At 54.0% G+C, this 23027-nt stretch carries 24 protein-coding genes and 5 tRNA genes; 9 read left to right on the top strand and 20 right to left on the bottom strand.

The window, feature by feature from the left end:
- Positions 1–31 precede the first annotated feature (31 nt).
- Entirely contained in the window at positions 32–184 is a 153-nt protein-coding gene (locus tag ACOTYB_RS15995; RefSeq protein ID WP_421765836.1) for an AcrZ family multidrug efflux pump-associated protein, read from the bottom strand.
- Between the two features lie 127 nt (positions 185–311).
- Between ACOTYB_RS15995 and modE the strand changes: the two genes are divergently transcribed.
- The 7 genes from modE to gpmA all read left to right on the top strand — a co-directional run bounded on the left by modE (position 312) and on the right by gpmA (position 8120).
- Entirely contained in the window at positions 312–1100 is a 789-nt protein-coding gene (gene modE, locus ACOTYB_RS16000) for a molybdenum-dependent transcriptional regulator (protein WP_220153659.1), read from the top strand.
- Positions 1101–1167: 67 nt separating this feature from the next.
- Positions 1168–2640 (top strand): molybdate ABC transporter ATP-binding protein ModF, encoded by a 1473-nt coding sequence (gene modF / locus ACOTYB_RS16005; RefSeq protein ID WP_421765837.1) that lies wholly within the window; start codon positions 1168–1170, stop codon positions 2638–2640.
- Positions 2641–2841: 201 nt separating this feature from the next.
- Positions 2842–3858, top strand: a complete 1017-nt coding sequence (gene galE, locus ACOTYB_RS16010; protein WP_220153658.1) for a UDP-glucose 4-epimerase GalE — start codon at positions 2842–2844, stop codon at positions 3856–3858.
- Positions 3859–3867: 9 nt separating this feature from the next.
- Positions 3868–4914, top strand: a complete 1047-nt coding sequence (galT, locus tag ACOTYB_RS16015; RefSeq protein ID WP_022650627.1) for a galactose-1-phosphate uridylyltransferase — start codon at positions 3868–3870, stop codon at positions 4912–4914.
- 2 nt (positions 4915–4916) lie between these two features.
- Complete coding sequence (gene galK / locus ACOTYB_RS16020; protein ID WP_220316782.1) at positions 4917–6065, top strand: galactokinase; 1149 nt, start codon at positions 4917–4919, stop codon at positions 6063–6065.
- The gene (gene galM, locus ACOTYB_RS16025; protein WP_048209097.1) at positions 6059–7102 is read left to right on the top strand and encodes a galactose-1-epimerase; all 1044 of its coding nucleotides are present in this window, start codon (positions 6059–6061) and stop codon (positions 7100–7102) included. Before galK ends, galM begins: the two co-directional genes overlap by 7 nt.
- A gap of 265 nt (positions 7103–7367) precedes the next feature.
- Positions 7368–8120 carry a 2,3-diphosphoglycerate-dependent phosphoglycerate mutase gene (gpmA, locus tag ACOTYB_RS16030; protein WP_003858562.1) on the top strand — a complete coding sequence of 251 codons (753 nt, stop codon included), beginning with the start codon at positions 7368–7370 and terminating at the stop codon, positions 8118–8120.
- Between the two features lie 61 nt (positions 8121–8181).
- Here the strand turns inward: gpmA and aroG are convergent, their stop codons facing one another.
- Positions 8182–9234 (bottom strand): 3-deoxy-7-phosphoheptulonate synthase AroG, encoded by a 1053-nt coding sequence (aroG, locus tag ACOTYB_RS16035; RefSeq protein ID WP_003858564.1) that lies wholly within the window; start codon positions 9232–9234, stop codon positions 8182–8184.
- Between the two features lie 304 nt (positions 9235–9538).
- Here aroG and ACOTYB_RS16040 point away from each other — a divergent pair, with 304 nt between their 5' ends.
- Both ACOTYB_RS16040 and zitB read left to right on the top strand, forming a co-directional pair.
- Positions 9539–9898, top strand: a complete 360-nt coding sequence (locus ACOTYB_RS16040) for a protein YbgS (protein ID WP_003858566.1) — start codon at positions 9539–9541, stop codon at positions 9896–9898.
- Between the two features lie 98 nt (positions 9899–9996).
- Positions 9997–10935, top strand: coding sequence for a CDF family zinc transporter ZitB (gene zitB / locus ACOTYB_RS16045; protein ID WP_022650624.1), 939 nt, complete (start codon positions 9997–9999; stop codon positions 10933–10935).
- Here zitB and pnuC read toward each other — a convergent pair.
- The 18 genes from pnuC to cydA form a co-directional block, all read right to left on the bottom strand.
- Positions 10932–11651 (bottom strand): nicotinamide riboside transporter PnuC, encoded by a 720-nt coding sequence (gene pnuC, locus ACOTYB_RS16050; protein WP_045337001.1) that lies wholly within the window; start codon positions 11649–11651, stop codon positions 10932–10934. The two genes, zitB and pnuC, sit on opposite strands and share 4 nt — an antisense overlap.
- Positions 11652–11673: 22 nt before the next feature.
- Entirely contained in the window at positions 11674–12717 is a 1044-nt protein-coding gene (nadA, locus tag ACOTYB_RS16055) for a quinolinate synthase NadA (protein ID WP_047054654.1), read from the bottom strand.
- 230 nt (positions 12718–12947) lie between these two features.
- Positions 12948–13023 (bottom strand) — tRNA-Lys (locus ACOTYB_RS16060).
- A gap of 31 nt (positions 13024–13054) precedes the next feature.
- A tRNA-Lys gene (locus ACOTYB_RS16065) sits at positions 13055–13130 on the bottom strand.
- 41 nt (positions 13131–13171) lie between these two features.
- Positions 13172–13247 (bottom strand) — tRNA-Lys (locus ACOTYB_RS16070).
- A 3-nt stretch (positions 13248–13250) separates the two neighbouring features.
- Positions 13251–13326: transfer RNA gene (locus ACOTYB_RS16075), tRNA-Val, on the bottom strand.
- A gap of 27 nt (positions 13327–13353) precedes the next feature.
- Positions 13354–13429 (bottom strand) — tRNA-Lys (locus ACOTYB_RS16080).
- Between the two features lie 161 nt (positions 13430–13590).
- On the bottom strand, positions 13591–14379 hold the full coding sequence (gene cpoB / locus ACOTYB_RS16085; RefSeq protein WP_045342222.1) for a cell division protein CpoB: 789 nt from the start codon (positions 14377–14379) through the stop codon (positions 13591–13593).
- A 9-nt stretch (positions 14380–14388) separates the two neighbouring features.
- Positions 14389–14910, bottom strand: coding sequence for a peptidoglycan-associated lipoprotein Pal (gene pal / locus ACOTYB_RS16090; protein ID WP_003858578.1), 522 nt, complete (start codon positions 14908–14910; stop codon positions 14389–14391).
- 34 nt (positions 14911–14944) lie between these two features.
- Positions 14945–16237: a Tol-Pal system beta propeller repeat protein TolB gene (gene tolB / locus ACOTYB_RS16095; protein WP_017384962.1), complete on the bottom strand. Its 1293-nt coding sequence runs from the start codon at positions 16235–16237 to the stop codon at positions 14945–14947.
- A 100-nt stretch (positions 16238–16337) separates the two neighbouring features.
- The gene (tolA, locus tag ACOTYB_RS16100) at positions 16338–17585 is read right to left on the bottom strand and encodes a cell envelope integrity protein TolA (protein WP_045332349.1); all 1248 of its coding nucleotides are present in this window, start codon (positions 17583–17585) and stop codon (positions 16338–16340) included.
- A 28-nt stretch (positions 17586–17613) separates the two neighbouring features.
- Positions 17614–18042 (bottom strand): colicin uptake protein TolR, encoded by a 429-nt coding sequence (gene tolR, locus ACOTYB_RS16105; protein ID WP_003858589.1) that lies wholly within the window; start codon positions 18040–18042, stop codon positions 17614–17616.
- A gap of 3 nt (positions 18043–18045) precedes the next feature.
- Positions 18046–18738, bottom strand: coding sequence for a Tol-Pal system protein TolQ (gene tolQ / locus ACOTYB_RS16110; RefSeq protein WP_003858590.1), 693 nt, complete (start codon positions 18736–18738; stop codon positions 18046–18048).
- Positions 18735–19139, bottom strand: a complete 405-nt coding sequence (ybgC, locus tag ACOTYB_RS16115) for a tol-pal system-associated acyl-CoA thioesterase (RefSeq protein ID WP_003858593.1) — start codon at positions 19137–19139, stop codon at positions 18735–18737. Before ybgC ends, tolQ begins: the two co-directional genes overlap by 4 nt.
- 148 nt (positions 19140–19287) lie before the next feature.
- Positions 19288–19578: a cyd operon protein YbgE gene (ybgE, locus tag ACOTYB_RS16120; RefSeq protein WP_003858596.1), complete on the bottom strand. Its 291-nt coding sequence runs from the start codon at positions 19576–19578 to the stop codon at positions 19288–19290.
- Positions 19578–19691, bottom strand: a complete 114-nt coding sequence (cydX, locus tag ACOTYB_RS16125; RefSeq protein ID WP_003858598.1) for a cytochrome bd-I oxidase subunit CydX — start codon at positions 19689–19691, stop codon at positions 19578–19580. The genes ybgE and cydX overlap by 1 nt, the downstream gene beginning before the upstream one ends.
- 14 nt (positions 19692–19705) lie before the next feature.
- Positions 19706–20845 (bottom strand): cytochrome d ubiquinol oxidase subunit II, encoded by a 1140-nt coding sequence (cydB, locus tag ACOTYB_RS16130; protein WP_003858599.1) that lies wholly within the window; start codon positions 20843–20845, stop codon positions 19706–19708.
- 15 nt (positions 20846–20860) lie between these two features.
- Positions 20861–22429 carry a cytochrome ubiquinol oxidase subunit I gene (gene cydA / locus ACOTYB_RS16135; RefSeq protein ID WP_003858601.1) on the bottom strand — a complete coding sequence of 523 codons (1569 nt, stop codon included), beginning with the start codon at positions 22427–22429 and terminating at the stop codon, positions 20861–20863.
- Positions 22430–23027: the final 598 nt, after the last annotated feature.

Below are 23027 nucleotides of genomic sequence, written 5' to 3' on the forward strand. Positions count from 1 at the left end.
CGCCCGGGCTGGCCGGGCGTTTTGGAGGAAATCATTGCTGCTTTTTAGGCTGGTCACGACGATGACCAATGTTCGAAAAGACGTTGAACACTTCACCCAGGCCGTAGATGGCACCGAGGATCATAGCCATCACTACTGGCACCATGATTACCGCGAATACCAGACTTTTCAACAACTCTAACATGGTTTTCTCCAGATCTTGTGAACGGCTTATTCTACCCTGAAAAGTAAGAAAAACATCCCCTTTTGTGCGGTGAGCTTTCCGCCCCCGGGCATTTGGGTCACAATAGCCTTTTTGCCGGGACACTGTTATGCAGGCCGAAATTCTCCTCACCCTACGACTTCAGCAGAAGCTTTTCGCCGATCCGCGACGTATCGCCCTGTTAAAACAAATAGAACAAACTGGCTCGATTAGCCAGGGAGCAAAAAACGCCGGCATCAGCTATAAAAGCGCCTGGGATGCGATTAACGACATGAACACCCTGAGTGAACACACGCTGGTTGAGCGCGCCACCGGCGGGAAAGGCGGCGGCGGCGCCGTGTTGACGCGTTACGGGCAACGTCTGATCCAGCTCTACGATTTACTGGCGCAGATCCAGCAAAAAGCATTTGATGTGCTGAGCGATTACGACAACCTGCCGCTGGACAGCCTGCTGGGCGCCATCTCCCGTTTCTCTTTGCAGACCAGCGCCCGTAACCAGTGGTTTGGTACGGTGACGGGGCGCGATCATTCGCAGGTGCAGGAGCATATTGAGATCATGCTCGCGGACGGCACGACGCGCCTGAAAGCCGCCATCACCGCGCAAAGTGGTCAACGCCTTGGGCTGAACGAAGGTCAGGAGGTGCTGGTATTACTCAAAGCCCCCTGGATCAGCATCACGCTTAACCCTGAGCAGGCCGCAGAGGCCGACAACCAGCTGCGGGGACGCATCAGCCACATCGAGCGCGGCGCAGAACAGTGTGAAGTGCTGATGACCCTGCCGGATGGACAGTTGCTCTGCGCCACCGTTCCGGTGAACGACGCGACCGAATTAGACGAAGGTGCTGTGGTGACCGCATATTTCAATGCAGACAGGGTAATTATCGCCACATTGTGCTAAGCGCATTGACAACCCTGCTTACACTGAGTATCCCTGACATCTGTTGCTGCAAAAAATGGGATAACACATGTCATCATTGCATATTTCGCAAGGCACGTTTCGTCTTAGCGATACCCGTACCTTATCGCTGCCAGAGTTAACCCTTCGCGCCGGAGAAAGCTGGGCGTTTGTGGGCTCTAATGGCAGCGGAAAATCCGCGCTGGCCCGCGCTTTGGCTGGCGAAATAACCCAACTGAAGGGTGAACGTCGGTGCACCTTTACCCGGCTGACGCGCCTTTCCTTCGAACAGCTGCAAAAGCTGGTCAGCGATGAGTGGCAGCGTAACAATACCGATTTGCTCAGCCCCGGCGAAGAAGATACCGGCCGCACGACGGCGGAAATTATCCAGGATGAGATAAAAGATCCTGCCCGCTGTCAGCAGCTGGCGGAGCAATTTGGCATTACCGCCCTGCTTAACCGCCGTTTCAAATATCTTTCTACCGGTGAGACGCGCAAAACGCTGCTGTGTCAGGCGCTGATGAGCGAGCCGGAACTCTTGATCCTGGATGAACCGTTTGACGGACTGGATGTACAGTCCCGCGCGCAGCTGGCGGCGTTGCTGGCGTCGCTTAAGCAGCAGGGATACACCCTTGTACTGGTCCTGAACCGCTTTGATGAGATCCCGGATTTCGTACATTATGCAGGCGTGCTGGCGGACTGTAGCCTGACCGAAACCGGCGAGAAAGCCGTACTGCTTCGGCAGGCGCTGATTGCGCAGCTGGCCCACAGCGAGAAACTGGACGGTATTGCCCTGCCGGAGCCGGATGCGCCTTCGGCGCGCCACGGGCTGGATCCTGACCAGCCGCGCATTGTGCTGCGCGATGGGGTGGTTGCTTACGACGATCGCCCTATTCTTAATCACCTCAGCTGGACGGTTAATCCTGGTGAGCACTGGCAGATCGTCGGCCCCAACGGGGCGGGTAAATCCACGCTGCTGAGCCTGATCACCGGGGATCACCCGCAGGGATACAGCAACGATCTCACCCTGTTCGGCCGTCGCCGCGGCAGCGGGGAAACCATCTGGGATATCAAAAAGCACATCGGCTATGTCAGCAGCAGCCTGCATCTGGACTACCGGGTGAGCACCACGGTGCGAAACGTGATCCTCTCTGGCTTCTTCGACTCCATTGGTATTTATCAGGCGGTATCCGACAAGCAGCACAAGCTGGCGCAGCAGTGGCTGGATATTCTGGGTATGGATAACCGGGTCGCCGATGCACCCTTCCACAGCCTGTCGTGGGGGCAGCAGCGGCTGGCATTGATCGTCCGCGCGCTGGTCAAGCACCCTACGCTGCTGATTCTGGATGAACCGTTGCAGGGGCTGGATCCGCTCAACCGTCAGCTGATCCGCCGCTTTGTGGATGTCCTGATTAGCGAAGGTGAAACCCAGCTGCTGTTTGTGTCCCACCATGCTGAGGATGCCCCGTCCTGCATCACCCATCGGCTGGAATTTGTCCCTGACGGCGAGCAATACCGCTACCTGCTGAGCAAAATCGATTAACGCTCGGAGGGCGCTGCCCTCCGCTTTTCAGACAACCTGCAACAATACATCTCTATCTCTTTGATCTACAATGCACTCAGTCTGAGAAAAAGCGCGTGTGAAAACCAGTGTAAACGATACCACTATTTTATCCCATGTCACACTTTTCGCGTCTCTGATATGCTATGGTTAATTCATACCATAAGCCTAATGGAGCGAAATATGCGAGTTCTGGTAACAGGTGGTAGCGGTTACATAGGAAGTCATACCTGTGTGCAACTGCTGCAAAGCGGCCACGATGTTGTCATTCTTGATAACCTGTGCAACAGTAAGCGCAGCGTGCTGCCGGTCATTGAACGCCTTTCGGGTAAACAGCCGACTTTCGTGGAAGGCGATATCCGCAATGAAGCATTGATGACTGAAATCCTTCACGATCACGCGATTGAAACCGTTATCCACTTCGCGGGCCTGAAAGCGGTTGGCGAATCGGTGGCAAAACCGCTTGAGTACTATGACAACAACGTCAACGGTACCCTGCGTCTGATCTCCGCCATGCGTGCGGCCAACGTTAAAAACTTTATCTTCAGCTCTTCCGCAACCGTCTACGGCGATCAGCCAAAAATTCCTTACGTTGAATGCTTCCCGACCGGTACGCCGCAAAGCCCGTATGGCAAAAGCAAGCTGATGGTAGAGCAGATCCTGACCGACCTGCAAAAAGCCCAGCCTGAGTGGAGCATCGCGTTGCTGCGCTACTTCAATCCGGTCGGCGCGCATCCTTCAGGTGATATGGGCGAAGATCCGCAGGGCATTCCTAACAACCTGATGCCGTATATCGCGCAGGTTGCCGTAGGGCGCCGCGATTCCCTGGCGATTTTTGGTAACGATTATCCCACCGAAGATGGCACCGGCGTGCGCGATTACATTCACGTCATGGATCTGGCCGACGGCCACGTGGCGGCGATGCAGCAGCTGGCGGACAAACCGGGCGTGCATATTTACAACCTCGGCGCCGGGGTTGGCAGCAGCGTGCTGGATGTGGTGAATGCCTTCAGTAAAGCCTGCGGCAAGCCAGTGAAGTATCACTTCGCTCCCCGCCGTGATGGCGACCTCCCGGCTTACTGGGCCGATGCCACCAAAGCGGATAAAGAGCTCAACTGGCGTGTCACCCGCACGCTCGATGAAATGGCACAGGATACCTGGCACTGGCAATCACGCCATCCGCAGGGCTATCCGGACTAAGGATTTGTCATGACGCAATTCAATCCCGTCGATCACCCGCATCGTCGTTTTAACCCGCTCAGCGGGCAATGGATTTTAGTTTCACCGCATCGCGCCAAGCGCCCCTGGCAGGGGGCGCAAGAGACGCCTGCCAAACAGACGCTGCCGCAGCATGATCCGGACTGTTTCCTCTGCCCGGGCAATACCCGCGTGACGGGCGATAAAAACCCGGACTACAAAGGCACCTTCGTGTTTACTAACGACTTTGCCGCGCTGATGACCGATACGCCGGACGCGCCGGAAAGCCATGACCCGCTGATGCGCTGCGAAAGCGCCCGCGGCACCAGCCGCGTGATCTGCTTCTCGCCCGATCACAGCAAAACGTTGCCGGAGCTGAGCGTGGATGCCCTGAAAGAGGTGGTCAGCACCTGGCAGGTGCAAACCGCGGAGCTGGGCCAGAGCTATCCGTGGGTGCAGGTGTTTGAAAATAAAGGCGCGGCGATGGGCTGCTCCAACCCACATCCGCACGGTCAGATCTGGGCGAACAGCTTCCTGCCGAACGAAGCCGAGCGTGAGGACCGACTGCAAAAAGCGTATTTCACCCAGAACGGTTCGCCTATGCTGGTGGATTACACCCAGCGTGAGCTGGCGGATGGCAGCCGTACCGTGGTAGAAACCGAACACTGGCTTGCGGTAGTCCCTTACTGGGCGGCGTGGCCATTTGAGACGCTGCTGCTGCCGAAAGCCCATGTTCAGCGCATTACCGAACTCAGCGACGCCCAGCGTGACGACCTGGCGCTGGCGCTGAAAAAACTGACCAGCCGCTACGACAACCTCTTCCAGTGCTCCTTCCCCTACTCCATGGGCTGGCACGGCGCGCCGTTTAACGGCGAAGAGAATCAACACTGGCAGTTACATGCACACTTCTACCCGCCGCTGCTGCGCTCAGCAACGGTACGTAAATTCATGGTGGGCTATGAAATGCTGGCGGAAACCCAGCGCGACCTGACGGCGGAACAGGCGGCAGAACGTCTGCGTGCCGTTAGCGACGTCCATTACCGCGAATCAGGAGTCTAAAAATGAGTCTGAAAGATAAAACACAATCCCTGTTTGCTGAAAAATTTGGCTACCCTGCCACCCATGTTATCCAGGCGCCAGGCCGCGTTAATCTGATCGGCGAGCACACCGACTATAACGACGGTTTTGTCCTGCCGTGTGCCATCGACTACCAGACGGTGATCAGCTGTGCGAAACGCGACGATCGTCATGTGCGAGTAATCGCCGCGGATTACGGCAACGAAATTGACGAATTTTCCCTCGATGCGCCGATCGTGACCCACGACAGCCAGCAGTGGTCGAACTATGTTCGCGGCGTGGTGAAGCACCTGCAAAAGCGTAACAAGAATTTCGGCGGGGCCGATCTGGTGATCAGCGGCAACGTGCCGCAGGGGGCGGGATTAAGCTCTTCCGCATCTCTGGAAGTGGCGGTCGGCACCGTGTTCCAGCAGCTTTATCATCTGCCGCTGGACGGGGCGCAGATCGCCCTGAACGGTCAGGAAGCGGAAAACCAGTTCGTGGGCTGCAACTGCGGCATTATGGATCAGCTGATTTCCGCGCAGGGCAAGAAAGAACACGCTTTGCTGATTGACTGTCGCTCCCTCGGGACCAAAGCGGTTCCGCTGCCTAAAGGTGCGGCTGTGGTGATCATCAACAGCAACTTCAAACGCACCCTGGTGGGCAGCGAGTACAACACCCGTCGCGAACAGTGCGAAACCGGCGCGCGCTTCTTCCAGCAGCCAGCCCTGCGTGATGTCTCACTTGATGAATTTAACAAGGTCGCCCACGAGCTGGACCCGGTTGTCACGAAGCGCGTGCGCCATATACTGACCGAAAATGCCCGTACCGTAGAAGCCGCCTCCGCGCTGGCGAAAGGTGACCTGAAACGGATGGGCGAGCTGATGGCCGAATCGCATGCCTCCATGCGTGACGATTTCGAAATCACCGTGCCGCAAATCGACACCCTGGTTGAAATTGTGAAAGCCACGATTGGCGACAAAGGCGGCGTGCGTATGACCGGCGGCGGATTTGGCGGGTGCGTCGTCGCCCTCGTGCCGGAAGAGCTGGTCCCTGCCGTCCAGGACGCCGTGGCTAAGCAGTACGAAGCCAAAACGGGCATCAAAGAAACTTTCTACGTCTGTAAAGCATCACAAGGAGCCGGACAGTGCTAAACGAAATACCTACACTCGCACCGGATGGTCTGCCGTATCGCCTGTTAACCCTGCGCAACAGCGCCGGGATGGTGGTTACGCTGATGGACTGGGGCGCAACGTTACTTTCTGCCCGCGTACCGATGCCTGACGGCAGCGTGCGCGAAACCCTGCTCGGCTGCGCATCGCCGGAGCAGTATATCGAGCAGACCGCTTTTCTGGGCGCATCCATAGGCCGCTACGCTAACCGCATCGCCAGAAGCCGGTTTACGCTGGACGGCGTAACGTATTCCCTGCTTGCCAGCCAGGGCGAAAATCAGCTGCACGGCGGCCCGGAAGGGTTTGATAAACGTCGCTGGAAGATTGTGCAGCAAAATGACGGTGAGGTCTGGTTCTCTCTGGACTCCCTCGATGGAGACCAGGGTTTCCCGGGCAATCTCACCGCAACGGCGCGCTTCACCCTGACCGAAGATAATCGCATCGCCATTGAGTACCGCGCGACCGTCGATAAGCCGTGCCCGGTCAACCTGACTAACCACGCCTATTTCAACCTTGACGGTAATCAGACCGATGTCCGCAGCCACAAACTCCAGATCCTGTCGGACGAGTATCTGCCGGTCGATGAGATGGGTATCCCTTATCAGGGGCTGAAACCGGTAAGCGGTAATAGCTTTGATTTTCGTCAGCCGAAAACCATCGCCCAGGATTTCCTGAGTGATGACGATCAGCGCAAGGTGAAAGGCTACGACCACGCGTTCCTGTTGCAGGCGAAAGGCGATCTTTCTCAACCTGCCGCACAGGTCTGGTCTGCTGATGAGAAGTTACAGATGACGGTCTACACCACCGCCCCCGCCCTACAGTTCTATTCCGGTAACTATCTGGAGGGTACCACGGCGCGCGAACATGACGCCTACGGCGCCTGGCAAGGCCTGGCGCTGGAGAGCGAGTTCCTGCCGGACACGCCTAACCATCCTGAATGGCCGCAGCCGGACTGCGTGCTACGTCCGGGTGAAGAGTACGTAAGCGTCACCGAGTATCATTTCATTCCGCGCGCTTAATGTCCGGCGGCGCACGGGCCTACAAATGTAGGCCTGATAAGCGAAGCGCCATCCGGCAAAAAAGCCTGGCCCTCACCGCGAGGGCTTTTTTATCTCCGCCTTGCTGAAAATAGCGGCGATCGCAGACAAAATCATAACCCTGGATTCACATGCATCTTACACTCTCGAACTATTTTCGCTATGGTTAGGGTTAAGCGTTGCTGCTGGCACAGTCACGGCAATATAATGAGAATTGTTATCATTCAAAATGCTTGAGGAGTAAGAAATGGCTAATACTAAGCTTGTCCTGGTGCGCCACGGCGAAAGCCAGTGGAACAACGAAAACCGCTTCACCGGTTGGTATGACGTTGATCTGTCCGAGAAAGGCGTGAGCGAAGCAAAAGCGGCAGGTAAACTGCTGAAAGAAGAAGGCTTCACCTTTGACTTTGCTTACACCTCTGTGCTGAAACGTGCCATCCATACCCTGTGGAACATTCTGGACGAGCTGGATCAGGCCTGGCTGCCGGTTGAGAAATCCTGGAAACTGAACGAGCGTCACTACGGTGCGCTGCAAGGTCTGAACAAAGCGGAAACCGCAGAAAAATACGGTGACGAGCAGGTTAAGCAATGGCGTCGTGGTTTTGCGGTCACGCCTCCAGAGCTGAGCAAAGATGACGAGCGCTACCCGGGCCACGATCCGCGTTACGCGAAGCTGACTGAGGCTGAACTGCCGCAGACCGAAAGCCTGGCGCTGACCATCGACCGCGTTGTGCCTTACTGGAACGAAACCATTCTGCCACGCCTGAAAAGCGGCGAGCGCGTCATTATCGCTGCTCACGGTAACTCCCTGCGTGCGCTGGTGAAATACCTGGACAACATGGGTGAAGATGAAATCCTCGAGCTGAACATCCCTACCGGCGTGCCTCTGGTGTACGAGTTCGACGAAAACTTCAAGCCAGTTAAACATTACTACCTGGGTAACGCCGACGAAATCGCTGCAAAAGCGGCGGCCGTGGCGAACCAGGGTAAAGCGAAGTAATATTTGCCGGACATAAAAAAAGCGTGGAGAAATCCACGCTTTTTTATTACCCGCGACATACTTAGCCGCGACGCGCTTTAACCGCATCCGCCAGCTGACGCAGGATCGCATCGGTATCGTCCCAGCCAATGCAGGCATCCGTCACGCTCTTACCGTAGACCAGCGGCTCGCTGCCCTCCAGGTTCTGGTTGCCTTCAACCAGATGGCTCTCAATCATCACCCCAATCACTGCGCGTTCACCGCTGGCGATTTGCTGACACACATCTGCGCCGACTTCCATCTGCTTTTTGAACTGTTTGCTGGAGTTGGCATGGCTGAAATCGATCATCACCTGCGGTGCCAGACCTGCTTTCTCCAGCCCTGCTTTTACCTCCGCTACGTGTTTAGCGCTATAGTTAGGCTCTTTACCGCCGCGCAGTATGATATGGCAATCGCCATTACCGCTGGTATTCACGATAGCCGAGTGGCCCCACTTGGTCACCGACAGGAAGCAGTGCGGCGCGCCCGCCGCATTAATGGCGTCAATGGCGACCTTGATGGTGCCATCAGTGCCATTTTTGAAACCCACCGGGCATGACAGGCCAGACGCCAGCTCGCGGTGAACCTGAGATTCAGTCGTACGCGCACCAATAGCGCCCCAGCTCATCAGGTCAGCCAAATACTGCGGGGTGATCATATCGAGGAATTCTCCGGCAGCAGGCAGCCCGCTGTCGTTGATCTCCAGCAGCAGCTTACGCGCAATGCGCAGGCCGTCGTTAATCTGGAAACTGTTGTCCATATGCGGATCGTTGATTAACCCTTTCCAGCCCACGGTGGTACGCGGTTTTTCGAAATAAACGCGCATCACGATTTCCAGTTCGCCTTTCAGCTCTTCACGCAGGGCGAGCAGACGCGACGCATACTCTTTGGCCGCAGCAGGATCGTGAATGGAGCATGGCCCGATCACTACCAGAAGACGATCGTCGCTACCTTTCAGGATCTTGTGGATCGCCTTGCGGGCATGAGACACCGTGTTGGCGGCATTTTCGGTGGCGGGGAATTTTTCAAGGAGCGCTACGGGAGGTAATAACTCATTGATCTCTTTAATGCGTAAATCGTCGTTCTGATAATTCATCTTCTTTCCGGCTCTGCCATATCTTTAGTAATGAAAGCAATCCTTTCAATCTAACTTGTCGGCCACGAAGTGTAAACGGGCTTTTACACTTCGCGCAGATAATTCCTGGAATTCGCCTAAAATACGTAACAAAATAGCGAAAAATGAGATCTGGCCTAAGCTTTTTACTTGTAACGACTGTTTTTAAATATTTATACGCGATTCCATCCTGACATAATTCAGGAGTCCGGAATCTTTCGCCACTGAACAAGATGCACTGTTGGAGAATGTTATCCAGCGTAACGATAAGAACAGGAGCACCATGATGAAAATGACGAAACTGACTACGCTTTTCCTGACGGCAACCCTTACCCTGGCAAGCGGTAGCGTACTGGCTGCTGATGCAGGCTCATCCGGCAGCAACGGCGACGCGAATGCCGCTGCCGAAGCAGGCCAGGTTGCGCCGGATGCAAAACAGAATATCGCGCCAAACAATGTTGATAACAGTAATATCAACACGGGCAATACCAATACTGGCGGGACGAACACAGGCACGATGAACCATGAGGGTATGACTACCGACGAGGTGCATAAAAACTCAGTCTGTAAAGACGGGAAATGCCCGGACCCGAATGACAAAGTGGGCAGCGATGCCAATACCAAAACGGACGGTACTACCCAGTAACCTTCCATAAGGTAAAACAGGGAGAGCGAATGCTCTCCTTTTTATTTAAGCTCTTAAAAACGCTACACTAAAAATAATAATAAATCAGGAACGATACCATGGCGCACTCCCACTCCCATTCCCACTCCACTGGCGATGAAAATGCCAAACGGCTTTTGCTGGCTTTTGGCGTCACTGCCACCTTTATGATTATTGAGGTCACAGGCGGGCTGATATCCGGATCGCTGGCGCTGCTGGCCGATGCCGGGCATATGCTGACCGACGCTGCCGCGCTCCTGTTTGCTCTGCTGGCCGTGCAGTTTGCCCGTCGCCCTCCCAATACCCGCCACACCTTTGGCTGGCTCAGACTGACCACGCTTGCCGCCTTTGTGAATGCGATTGCACTGGTGGTCATTACTATTCTTATCGTCTGGGAGGCTTTTCAGCGCTTTCGGCATCCACAACCGATAGCCGGGACGACAATGATGGTTATCGCCATTGCCGGGTTGGTCGCCAATATTCTGGCGTTCTGGATATTGCACCGCGGCAGCAGTGAAAAAAATCTGAACGTGCGGGCCGCGGCGCTTCATGTGCTGGGCGATCTGCTGGGTTCTGTTGGTGCGATTGTGGCCGCGCTGATCATTATGGGCACGGGCTGGACCCCTATCGACCCGATTCTTTCCGTGCTGGTATCGTGCCTGGTATTGCGCAGCGCCTGGCGGCTACTGAAGGAGAGCGTAAATGAGCTACTGGAAGGCGCGCCCACATCACTGGATATTGGCGAACTGAAGCGCAACCTGAGTCGTTCCATTCCTGAAGTCCGTAACGTTCACCACGTTCACGTCTGGCTGGTGGGTGAGAAACCGCTGATGACGCTGCACGTTCAGGTTATTCCGCCCCACGATCACGATGCGTTGCTTGAACGTATTCGGCATTTCCTCGAGCATCACTATGAGATTGCGCACTCCACTATCCAGATGGAGTACCAGCCTTGCAGCGGGCCAGACTGCCACCTTAACGAGGCGCAGTCCGGCCACTCACACGCACATCACCATTAACGGGAAAGCGCGCGAGAGCCACGCTCACGCGCGCTGTTAATCCACATGCGGCTGCCGTTGAGAGCAATGAAGGTCAGGAGCATATACTCCAGCGACATGGCATAAACACCCTGGCGGGCAAAAATCACCACGCTAATGACATTGATGACCACCCACAACAGCCAGTTCTCAACGTATTTACGCGTCATCAGGATCATCGCCGCAATCGACAGCACCATCATGCAGGAATCCCAGAACGGGAAGGCATCCGGCTGAAGCTCAGGCAGGGTGACGTTCAATCCCAGCCCCGACATCACCGAGACCGCCACGCGCGTCAGGAAGGCAAATACCGGATCAATAAAGACGGTCATAAAGCCGATAGCCACCACGCAGGCCGCGAACCAGGCGATGGCTTTAGGCAACGGCAGCCAGCGGATTTGCAACTCCGCCTCCTGCTGGCTGTTTTGCCGAGACCAGGCGTACCAGCCATAGATATTGGCCGCGAAGAAGAACAGCTGTAGAAGCAGGCTGGCGTAGAGCTGGATCTGGAAGAAGATGATCGCAAACAGCGTGACGTTTATCAGCCCGAACGCATAGTTGCTGATCTTCTCAAGGCTGGCCAGCCAGATACAGAGTAAACCGGCCAGCGTACCCACCGCTTCAATCCACGACAGGTCATAGCCGCCCGCACCAATCGGGATATGAACCAGGATGTTCTGTGTGCTAAAAAAATCCATTTTTTCTCCGGGGCGTAATAAGTTAAGTACGTAGTGTAGCCGCAAAATCCAGCATACGGTTAAGTGGAATTAACGCGCCTTCACGCAGAGCGGCATCCACGTGGATCTCATGCGCTGCGCCACCGTTCTCAAGCGCCTCCGAAATCGCTTTGAGCCCATTCATCGCCATCCACGGGCAATGCGCGCAGCTTCGGCAGCTCGCCCCTTCTCCGGCGGTTGGCGCTTCAAGCAGCTCTTTTTCCGGCACGGCCTGTTGCATTTTGTAGAAGATACCGCGATCGGTCGCCACAATGAGCTGCTTGTTCGGCAGGGTTTTCGCAGCATGAATAAGCTGGCTGGTTGACCCGACGGCATCCGCCATGTCGACGATGGACTGCGGGGATTCCGGGTGCACCAGAATCGCGGCGTCCGGATATAACCCCTTCATGCGCGTCAGAGCCTGGGTCTTAAACTCGTCGTGAACGATACAGGCGCCCTGCCAGCACAGCACATCAGCACCGGTTTGTTTTTGTACGTAGTTTCCCAGGTGACGATCGGGCGCCCAGATGATTTTCTCCCCCAGGCTGTCCAGATGTTCAATCAGCTCAACGGCGATACTGGACGTCACTACCCAGTCCGCCCGGGCTTTCACCGCCGCAGACGTGTTGGCATAGACCACCACGGTACGGTCAGGGTGGGCATCACAGAAGGCGGTGAACTCATCAATCGGGCAACCGAGGTCAAGGGAGCATTCGGCATTCAGCGTCGGCATCAGTATGGTTTTTTCCGGGCTGAGGATTTTTGCCGTTTCGCCCATGAAGCGCACACCTGCAACCAGCAGCGTGGAGGCAGGATGTTTAGCACCGAAACGCGCCATTTCCAGGGAATCTGAGATACAGCCGCCCGTCTCTTCCGCCAGCTGCTGAATTTCCGGGTCGGTGTAGTAATGCGCCACCATCACCGCATCACGCTCTTTAAGCAGGCGCTTGATTTTCTCTCGATAGAACTGTTTTTCATCCCGGCTTAGCGGAGCAGGCTTTGGCGGGAAGGGATAGATTGCGGTTTCGGGATCAAACATCACACTCATTATGGCTTCTCGTTTTACTGGCTTAACAATATTGCCTTTGTTTTGCATGAGATAACAAAAATGAGGCAATGGTGTTTTGTATACTAAACAAGATAGCGAATTTGAGGGGGAATGTCATCGGGAATTGATGCCGGTAGCATCTGTCGGGTGGCGGCTTCGCCTTACCCGACCTACAAGGCACTGGCGAACGACAGATAGCAAAAAGGCGCCTTTAGGGCGCCTTTTTACATTGGTGGGTCGTGCAGGATTCGAACCTGCGACCAATTGATTAAAAGTCAACTGCTCTACCAACTGAGCTAACGACCCCTTACGGGATGTACTTCAAATCTATTCAGGCTGGTGGGTCGTGCAGGATTCGAACCTGCGACCAATTGATTAAAAGTCAACTGCTCTACCAACTGAGCTAACGACCCATTCGGGTGTTGCCTGAATTATCACTCGGTACCAATAAAATTGGTGGGTCGTGCAGGATTCGAACCTGCGACCAATTGATTAAAAGTCAACTGCTCTACCAACTGAGCTAACGACCCGAGTGGTGGGTGATGACGGGCTCGAACCGCCGACCCCCTCCGTGTAAAGGAGATGCTCTACCAACTGAGCTAATCACCCACTCTGTGCTGCCGGAACTGCTTTAAGTGGTGGGTCGTGCAGGATTCGAACCTGCGACCAATTGATTAAAAGTCAACTGCTCTACCAACTGAGCTAACGACCCACTTTTGCGCTGCTTTCACGTTGTTTGATATCCCGTGGCAACGGCGGCATATATTACTGATTTAAGAATTCTGCGCAACAAAAATTTCGATGAAGATCACTTAACTGCTTAGGAATCATGCTGCACGACCAGAAATAACGCGATTTCTGGTCATGCGATAATCAACCCATCGAACTCAAACGTTTTTGTGCCTGTTTGGCGCCGTCTGTACCCGGGAATTTCGCAACCACCTGCTGATAAACCGCTTTGGCTTTTGCAGTGTCGCCTTTGTCCTGCATGATCACGCCGACTTTATACATCGCATCAGGCGCTTTCGGTGATTTCGGGTAATTTTTCACCACAGAGGCAAAATAAAACGCCGCATCATCCTTTTTACCCTTGTTGTAATTCAACTGACCCAGCCAGTAGTTCGCATTTGGCTGGTAAGTGGAATCAGGGTACTTCTTAACGAAGTTCTGAAACGCAACGATAGCATCGTCCTGGCGCGATTTGTCCTGCACCAGGGCAATGGCCGCGTTGTAGTCCGTATTCGCGTCACCGCTCTGTACAGGCGCACCAGACGACGCGGAGGCATCTGCCGCAGGTGCAGGCGTCGCCGCACCGCTTTGATCGCCTGCTGCTGGCTGTGCTGCTGCTCCGCCGCTGTTCAGGCTATCCATCTGCAACAAAATTTGCTTCTGGCGCTCCGCAACCTGATTAAGCTGATACTGACTCTCCTGGATCTGACCACGAAGGGAATCAATATCATTCTGGTTATCGGAAAGCTGCTGCTGGAGTTGAGTTAAAAGCTGGCTGTGAGCGTTAGAAATACGCTCGAGTTGAGTGACTCGATCTTCTACCGAGCCTGAGCCGACACTACTGATTGGTGCCTGAGCAAAAGCGGCCCAGGGGGCCGCTATTCCAACCAGTAACGACAGACTCATCAGATGATGTCTGAAGTTACTGCTCATGCAATTCTCTTAGTAAACGAGTACGGCACGACGGTTTTTGGAGTAAGCCGCTTCGTCGTGACCCAGTACTGCTGGTTTTTCTTTACCGTAAGAAACGATGGAGATCTGGTCAGCAGAAACGCCTTTACCCTGGAGGTACATTTTAACAGCGTTTGCACGACGTTCACCCAGGGAGATGTTGTACTCCGGAGTACCACGTTCGTCCGCATGACCTTCTACGGTGACTTTGTAAGACGGGTTGCTACGCAGGAAGTTTGCGTGCGCATCCAGCATTGCAGCGAAGTCAGAACGAATGTCGTATTTATCCAGATCGAAGTAAACGATGTTGTTCTGCTGTAACTGCTGCATCTGAAGACGCGCTTGCTCTTCAGAAGACATATTGCCATTGCCGTTAGCGTCCATACCGGTGCCGGCACCCATCATGCCTTCGCCGCTCTGGTCATTGCTTGCGTTCTTGTTAGAAGAACACGCTGCGATTGCCATAACAGGCAGAGCGATCATCAGCCCCTTCAGCACTTTGTTCAGTTGCATTTCTAAGATTCCTTTAGTAATCAATTAATTATTATTACAGATACGGCGACCAGGCAGGTGATTTTACCTGTCCATCAGTTGCCGGAAGACGCGCTTTGAAACGCCCATCTGTAGAAACCAGATTCAGCACGGATCCCATCCCCTGAGAAGAGCTGTAGATTACCATGGTGCCGTTAGGTGCCAGACTTGGCGTTTCATCCAGGAACGTTGACGACAGTACTTGTACGCCCCCCGTTACCAGATCTTGTTTGGCAATGTGCTGCTGACCACCCGCAGTACTGACCATTACCATTGTTTTACCATCGGCACTGACGTCAGCATCCTGGTTCTGAGAACCTTCCCAGGTAATACGCTGCGCTGCTCCGCCGTTGATATTCACTTTATAAACTTGTGGACGACCTGCCTGGTCAGACGTAAATGCCAGATTCTGGCTGTCCGGGAACCAGGTTGGCTCAGTGTTGTTGCTACGACCATCCGTGACCTGACGGATCTGACCAGAACCAATATCCATCACGTACAGGTTCAGGCTACCGGTTTTAGACAGGGCAAACGCCAGTTTGGTACCATCCGGAGAGAACGCAGGCGCACCGTTGTGACGTGGGAATGACGCAACCTGACGCACAGCACCGTTAGACAGTGTCTGGATAACCAGCGCGGAACGGCCGCTTTCGAAGGTCACGTACGCCAGCTTAGAGCCATCCGGAGACCATGCCGGAGACATCAGCGGCTGTGGTGAACGGTGTACGGTGAACTGGTTGTAACCATCGTAGTCAGAGACGCGCAGCTCATAAGGGAACTGGCCGCCGTTGGTCTGTACTACGTACGCGATACGGGTACGGAACGCACCTTTAATACCGGTCAGCTTCTCAAACACTTCGTCACTCGCCGTGTGGCCTGCATAACGCAGCCACTGCTTGTTCACCTTATACGTGTTTTGAGCCAGAACGGTACCCGGCGCACCGCCAGTATCCACCAGCTGATAAGCGACGTTATAGCCGCCGTCTGGCGCAGGAGTAACCTGTCCGACAACCACGGCATCAATACCCAGTGCAGACCATGCAGCAGGTTGAACTTCCTGAGCTGTACCCGGCTGCTGCGGCAGACGAGAACGATCTAAGGGGTTAAATTTACCGCTGTTACGCAGGTCAGCTGCAACAATGCCGCCAATATCTTCAGGCGCAGCGCCCGGGCCTGCCCACTGGAACGGAACGACACCGATTGGACGCGCTGAGTCGTTCCAGTCGGTAATGTCGATGCTTACTGTGGCATGCACTGCTGACGTCAACAGTACTAAAAAACCAAAAGCTAATCGTAATGCCTGCTTCATCATATCTCCCTTATCCGAACAATAAGTCCTGGATAATTTAGCAGAAGGTTAACAAACTCAAATACACAAAACTATCAGAACCCGATAACAGCAGCTCTGCTTATGGCTTAAAGTTCAGCGAAGCGTCTTTGAACACTTCATAGACAGCCTGTGATGGAGGTTTTGGCAGTTTTGCCTGATTCACTGCCACAAGTGCAGCCTGGCATAATGCTTCATCTCCCCCTTCTGACTCAACGCTCAGCACCATACCATCCGTAGCCAGTTTAATATGCAGTCGGCACGTTTTCCCGGTATAGAGCGATTTATCGTTAAGTCTGCTGGCAATAGCCGCGGCAATCTGATTCTTATAGTCGTTGATCTCAGCGCCAGAAGCACCGTTGTTCTTAGTGTTACCACTTCCTGCCGGTGCTGCGTTACTTCCTTTCGCCCCACCGCCCGTTTTCGGTGCATTCTTACCGGAGCTCAGGTCCCCCAGCAGATCGTCAACCCCTGCGGCAGCGGCTTTTTCCGCAGCAGCGGCCTTCTTAGCTGCGGCTTTTTCAGCAGCAGCTTTCTTATCAGCAGCGGCTTTCTCAGCTGCCGCTTTTTTATCAGCAGCGGCTTTTTCCGCAGCGGCGGCTTTTTCTGCCGCAGCTTTCTCGGCGGCGGCCGCTTTTTTAGCAGCATCGGCAGCCGCTTTCTTCTCTGCTTCCTGCGCAGCTTTTTTGGCGGCTTCCGCTTCGGCTTTCTTCTGTGCGTCAGCGGCAGCTTTTTTCGCCGCTTCGGCTTCTGCTTTCTTCTTCGCATCAGCAGCGGCTTTCTTCGCCGCTTCGGCTTCCGCTTTCTTCTGCGCATCAGCAGCCGCTTTCTTCGCGGCTTCTGCGGCTAACTTAGCCTGAGCATCTGCCTGCGCCTTCGCGTCTGCCGCGGCTTTGGCTGCCGCCTCTTCCGCCTGCTTCTGCTGTTCCTGAGCTTTCTTCGCTGCGGCTTCAGCCTGTTTCTGCTGCTCCGCCTGCTCTTTAGCGGCTTCCTGCGCCTGCAAACGCTCTTTCTCAAGCTGCTTCAGACGTTCCTGCTCGGCGGCCTGCTTTTCACGCAGCTCTTCCGCCTGCTGTTGCGCCTGTTTTTCACGCTGTTCTTCCGCGCGTTTTGCGCTCGCCTGCTGCTGTTGTTGGCGATTATAGTTCTGCACTACCGCACCGGGATCCACCATGACGGCGTCGATGGACGAGCCCCCATCGCCGCCTGATGCATCAAGGTGCTCATCGAACGAACTCCAGATCAGCGCTGCAAAAAGAATTACGTGCAGCACTGCGGAGACGATTATCGCTCGCTTAAGCTTGTCGTTCTGTTCGGTTGCCTTTGACACTATCGGTTCCCAAAAACTACGCAGATGATCAAATAGGCTGAGTCATTAAGCCAACTGACTTAACGCCCGCGCTATGTAGCAAGTTCAGCGCTTTGATAATTTCATCATATGGTACGTCTTTCGCACCACCGATTAAGAAGACCGTCTTCGGATTTGACTCCAGACGTCGTTGCGCTTCAGCAATAACCTGCTCTGGCGGAAGCTGATCCATACGATCTTTCTCTACCACCACGCTGTACTGCCCTACGCCGGAAACCTCAATGATGACCGGAGGATCGTCATTGGTGCTTACCGCCTGTGATTCTGTCGCATCCGGCAGATCAACTTCCACGCTCTGGGTGATGATGGGCGCTGTCGCCATAAAGATCAGCAGCAGCACCAGCAGCACGTCCAGTAACGGAACGATATTGATTTCGGACTTGAGCTCGCGACGACCTCGTCCACGCGATCTGGCCATGGTTTACCCCTTGTTGCTCTCGGTGCTGGTAAACGCCTGACGATGCAGAATCGCGGTGAACTCTTCCATAAAGTTGTCGTAGTTCAGTTCCAGTTTGTTCACGCGCTGGTTCAGACGGTTGTACGCCATTACCGCCGGAATTGCGGCGAACAGACCGATTGCGGTCGCGATCAGTGCTTCTGCGATACCCGGTGCAACCATCTGCAACGTTGCCTGCTTCACCGCCCCCAGGGCGATAAAGGCGTGCATGATCCCCCACACCGTACCAAACAGGCCGATATACGGGCTGATGGAGCCAACGGTTCCGAGGAATGGAATATGCGTTTCAAGATTTTCCAGTTCGCGGTTCATGGAGATGCGCATCGCACGCGACGCCCCTTCTACCACGGCTTCCGGCGCATGGCTGTTAGCGCGATGTAAGCGAGCGAACTCTTTGAAACCGCTGTAGAAAATTTGTTCGGAGCCTGAAAGGTTATCACGGCGTCCCTGGCTTTCCTGGTACAGACGAGAAAGCTCAATTCCCGACCAGAACTTATCTTCAAACGCTTCGGCTTCGCGGCCAGCGGCATTAAGGATACGCGTTCTCTGGATGATGATGGCCCAGGATGCGATTGAAAAACCAATCAAAATCAACATGATAAGTTTAACCAGAAGGCTTGCCTTCAGGAACAAATCAAGGATATTCATGTCAGTCACTGCTTAAACTCCGCGACAATAGACTTAGGAAGCGCACGAGGCTTCATTATGGTTGGATCAACACAGACAATCAGGACTTCAGCTGAGTTCAGTACCGTGTTCTCTGCATTGACTATCCGCTGCGTGAAAACCAGTGAAGTTCCGCGCATTGATGTAATTTCTGTTTGAACTTCGAGCATATCGTCGAGTCTGGCAGGCGCAAAATACTCAAGCGTCATCTTGCGTACCACGAAGGCAACTCGCTCAGCCAACAGCACCTGTTGACTAAAGTGATGATGGCGCAGCATCTCTGTGCGTGCCCGTTCATAAAAAGCAACGTAGCTGGCGTGGTAGACCACACCACCGGCATCGGTATCTTCGTAATAGACACGTACCGGCCATCGAAACAGCGTTGTATTCACTTTACATCCCGGTAATACAAGAAAAGTTGGAGCTTTCAAACTTCGCTACTATACGCGCGGGAATGATGGTTTGGAATGGGGGAAAGTAAACGGAGAGTAAATTTTTATGGGCCATGGTAAGCCCATAACGTTAACGGACATTTCTTATTCAGAAGAAGAAGAAAATCAAACCGGCGAGGAGAACCAGATCGGCAATCAGTGGGCAGAAGATGCCCTGCCAGTGTAGCGCTTTCGGACGAAAGCCGACACCGTGAATCACGCCTGCGCACACAGCCCACATAATCAGGAAGCCATGCCAGATTTCAAGCTCGCTGGTTTTCGCCGCGAAGCGCGACGGGTCCCAGAAGATACAGCCTGCCAGCAGTAATGCCATAATGAGGGAAAGCGCCCTCAGGGGGCGCTTATCCATTACCGCATATAAGGTTGCGATAATATTCATTAGTGCTTTTCTTCACCTGCTTTGGTCGCTTCTACATGCTCAAGCGCCAGGGCAGTGATGACACCAAACGCACAGGCAAGAAGCGTCCCTAAAATCCATGCGAAATACCACATATTCAGCTCCTTACTTAGTACATAGAGTGGGTGTTGCTTTCGATATGTTCTTTAGTGATGCGACCGAACATTTTCCAGTAACACCAGGTGGTGTAGAGCAGGATAATCGGTACGAACACGCAAGCAACATAGGTCATTAAGTTCAGCGTCAACTGACTGGACGTTGCATCCCACATGGTCAGGCTGGCGTTCATCATGGTGCTGGATGGCATCACGAACGGGAACATCGCAATCCCCGCCGTCAGGATGATGCATGCCAGCGTCAGTGAAGAGAATACGAACGCCAGAGCGCCTTTCTCCAGACGAGACGTCAGCACGGTCAGCAGCGGCAGCAGCACACCCAGAGCCGGGATAGCCCACAGCGCAGGAGTATTGTTGAAGTTCACCAGCCATGCACCAGCCTGACGCGCCACTTCTTTGGTCAGCGGGTTAGACGGTGCAGTATGGTTGATCGCGGAGGTCACCACGTAACCATCAATACCGTACACCACCCACACGCCAGCCAGCGCGAAGCAGACCAGCGTCACCAGCGCCGCCACCTGAGCGGTAGCGCGGGAACGCAGGTGCAGTTCACCTACGGTACGCATCTGGAGATAGGTTGCGCCCTGGGTGATGATCATCGCCACGCTCACCACGCCCGCCAGCAGACCAAACGGATTCAGCAACTGGAAGAAGTTACCGGTGTAGAACAGACGCATATATTCGTCGACGTGGAACGGTACGCCCTGCAACAGGTTACCGAACGCCACACCAATGACCAGCGGTGGAACGAAGCTACCGATGAAGATGCCCCAGTCCCACATGTTACGCCAGCGGGTGTCTTCAATCTTGGAACGGTAGTCGAAACCCACCGGACGGAAGAATAAAGAGGCCAGCACCAGAATCATCGCCACATAGAAGCCGGAGAACGCAGCCGCGTAGACCATCGGCCAGGCAGCGAACAGCGCGCCGCCTGCGGTGATCAGCCACACCTGGTTACCGTCCCAGTGCGGGGCGATGGAGTTGATCATGATTCGACGCTCGGTGTCATTACGACCGAGGAAACGGGTGAGCATGCCCACGCCCATGTCGAAACCATCGGTGACCGCGAAACCAATCAGCAGAACACCGATCAGCAGCCACCAGATAAAACGCAATACTTCATAATCGATCATTTGATGACTCCTGTCTTAGCGTGCCGGCTGAGTAGTCGCAACAGACTGCTCGTAGTGATAGCGACCGGTTTTCAGGCTGCTTGGGCCAAGGCGCGCGAACTTGAACATCAGGAACAGTTCAGCCACCAGGAACAGGGTGTACAGACCGCAAATGAGCAGCATGGAGAAGATCAGGTCGCCTGCGGTCAGGGAGGAGTTCGCTACCGCTGTTGGCAGCACCTCACCGATCGCCCACGGCTGACGGCCATATTCCGCAACAAACCAGCCGGACTCGATAGCAATCCATGGCAGTGGGATACCGTAAAGCGCGGTGCGCAGCAGCCATTTTTTCTCACCGATACGGTTACGAATGACTGACCAGAACGAGGCCGCGATGATCAGCAGCATGATAATGCCGCAACCCACCATGATGCGGAACGCGAAGTACAGCGGCGCAACGCGTGGAATAGAGTCTTTGGTTGCCATCTGAATCTGCGCTTCCGTCGCGTCAGAGACGTTCGGGGTATAGCGTTTCAGCAGGAGACCGTAACCGAGGTCTTTCTTCACGTCGTTAAATTGATCGCGAACGGCCTGGTCGGTAGAGCCGGCGCGCAGCTGTTCCAGCAGCGAGTAAGCTTTCATCCCGTTACGGATACGCTCTTCATGCTGCACCATCAGATCTTTCAGGCCAGTCACCTGTTTGTCGACGGAGCGCGTGGCGATAATACCCAGAGCGTAAGGAATTTGAATGGCGAAGCGGTTTTCCTGCGCTTCCTGGTCAGGCACGCCGAACAGGGTAAACGCTGCCGGTGCCGGCTGGGTTTCCCATTCAGCTTCAATTGCGGCGAGTTTGGTTTTCTGCACGTCGCCCATTTCGTAACCGGATTCATCACCCAGAACAATAACGGACAGAATCGCGGCCATACCGAAGCTTGCTGCAATAGCAAAAGAACGCTTGGCGAACGCGAAGTCACGGCCGCGCAGCATATAGTAGGAGCTGATGCCCAGCACGAACATCGCGCCGCACACATAGCCAGACGCCACGGTGTGAACGAATTTAACCTGGGCAACCGGGTTCAGGACCAGCTCAGCGAAGCTGACCATCTCCATACGCATGGTTTCGAAGTTGAAATCAGATGCGATTGGGTTTTGCATCCAGCCGTTCGCCACCAGGATCCACAGTGCGGACAAGTTGGAGCCTAATGCCACCAGCCAGGTTACCGCCATATGCTGGACTTTACCCAGACGGTCCCAACCGAAGAAGAACAGACCTACAAAGGTGGATTCGAGGAAGAAGGCCATCAGACCTTCAATGGCCAGCGGCGCACCGAAAATATCCCCCACATAGTGGGAATAGTAAGACCAGTTTGTCCCGAACTGGAACTCCATGGTCAGACCGGTTGCCACGCCCAGCGCAAAGTTGATACCAAACAACTTGCCCCAGAACTTGGTCATATCTTTATAAATCTGTTTGCCGGAGAGGACGTAAACCGTTTCCATGATGGCCAGCAGGAACGCCATACCGAGCGTCAGCGGCACAAACAGGAAGTGGTACATCGCGGTCAAGGCAAACTGTAAGCGCGACAGTTCGACTACGTCTAACATTATGACTCCTTGCTCATCGCATGAAGACTCCGAGAGTGAACCCCGTTAGATAAGGATCCACACGCATGCCCCAATACAAAGTTATCTGCTTCCCTTCTTCGTTGCTTATTCTCTACATAAGGAAAAAGCAATGATGAAAGGTTACAAATACGTTAAGAAAAAACCAAATTGATCCCGTAAATATAATACGCTGCAAAACCCTTACAATAAACAGGTTTTTATTCAAACAGATTTACGTTTTTCGACGGCGATCAATTTATAGCAAAATTACCACTTTTCGGCCATTTTGATCGGGAACAATTTAACGCCTTTTTGAGCCTTTTTCCAAGGATTAAACATTGATTTAAATCAAAAACGGCCAGAGCTGTTAATGATGTTTCTTTGTGGTGCGGATAGTAAAAACCTTGTTAATGATATGTACATTTAAAGGCGTTGATGGTTATAAAAGCCAGAGGATAATATAAACAGTTGTGATTTTTATTAACGCGCGTGAAAAAACGCATTTTGCCGGAAGATAAACATATAATGTTATCTGCTTCACAGTATTTTTCTTTCGCTTTGCTACCTGCCGAAACGATTACATTTTATTCACTTTTAA

This window comes from Enterobacter cloacae complex sp. IR5450 (assembly GCF_049238665.1).
In the GTDB taxonomy this organism is placed as follows: domain Bacteria; phylum Pseudomonadota; class Gammaproteobacteria; order Enterobacterales; family Enterobacteriaceae; genus Enterobacter; species Enterobacter hormaechei_C.

Excerpts from the sequence above, each read along its gene's own strand:
- ACOTYB_RS15995 (WP_421765836.1), bottom strand. The coding sequence starts at position 184 with ATGTTAGAGTTGTTGAAAAGTCTGGTATTCGCGGTAATCATGGTGCCA.
- modE (WP_220153659.1), top strand. The coding sequence starts at position 312 with ATGCAGGCCGAAATTCTCCTCACCCTACGACTTCAGCAGAAGCTTTTC.
- modF (WP_421765837.1), top strand. The coding sequence starts at position 1,168 with ATGTCATCATTGCATATTTCGCAAGGCACGTTTCGTCTTAGCGATACC.
- galE (WP_220153658.1), top strand. The coding sequence starts at position 2,842 with ATGCGAGTTCTGGTAACAGGTGGTAGCGGTTACATAGGAAGTCATACC.
- galT (WP_022650627.1), top strand. The coding sequence starts at position 3,868 with ATGACGCAATTCAATCCCGTCGATCACCCGCATCGTCGTTTTAACCCG.
- galK (WP_220316782.1), top strand. The coding sequence starts at position 4,917 with ATGAGTCTGAAAGATAAAACACAATCCCTGTTTGCTGAAAAATTTGGC.
- gpmA (WP_003858562.1), top strand. The coding sequence starts at position 7,368 with ATGGCTAATACTAAGCTTGTCCTGGTGCGCCACGGCGAAAGCCAGTGG.
- aroG (WP_003858564.1), bottom strand. The coding sequence starts at position 9,234 with ATGAATTATCAGAACGACGATTTACGCATTAAAGAGATCAATGAGTTA.
- ACOTYB_RS16040 (WP_003858566.1), top strand. The coding sequence starts at position 9,539 with ATGAAAATGACGAAACTGACTACGCTTTTCCTGACGGCAACCCTTACC.
- zitB (WP_022650624.1), top strand. The coding sequence starts at position 9,997 with ATGGCGCACTCCCACTCCCATTCCCACTCCACTGGCGATGAAAATGCC.
- pnuC (WP_045337001.1), bottom strand. The coding sequence starts at position 11,651 with ATGGATTTTTTTAGCACACAGAACATCCTGGTTCATATCCCGATTGGT.
- nadA (WP_047054654.1), bottom strand. The coding sequence starts at position 12,717 with ATGAGTGTGATGTTTGATCCCGAAACCGCAATCTATCCCTTCCCGCCA.
- cpoB (WP_045342222.1), bottom strand. The coding sequence starts at position 14,379 with ATGAGCAGTAACTTCAGACATCATCTGATGAGTCTGTCGTTACTGGTT.
- pal (WP_003858578.1), bottom strand. The coding sequence starts at position 14,910 with ATGCAACTGAACAAAGTGCTGAAGGGGCTGATGATCGCTCTGCCTGTT.
- tolB (WP_017384962.1), bottom strand. The coding sequence starts at position 16,237 with ATGAAGCAGGCATTACGATTAGCTTTTGGTTTTTTAGTACTGTTGACG.
- tolR (WP_003858589.1), bottom strand. The coding sequence starts at position 18,042 with ATGGCCAGATCGCGTGGACGAGGTCGTCGCGAGCTCAAGTCCGAAATC.
- ybgE (WP_003858596.1), bottom strand. The coding sequence starts at position 19,578 with ATGAATATTATCGCAACCTTATATGCGGTAATGGATAAGCGCCCCCTG.
- cydX (WP_003858598.1), bottom strand. The coding sequence starts at position 19,691 with ATGTGGTATTTCGCATGGATTTTAGGGACGCTTCTTGCCTGTGCGTTT.
- cydB (WP_003858599.1), bottom strand. The coding sequence starts at position 20,845 with ATGATCGATTATGAAGTATTGCGTTTTATCTGGTGGCTGCTGATCGGT.
- cydA (WP_003858601.1), bottom strand. The coding sequence starts at position 22,429 with ATGTTAGACGTAGTCGAACTGTCGCGCTTACAGTTTGCCTTGACCGCG.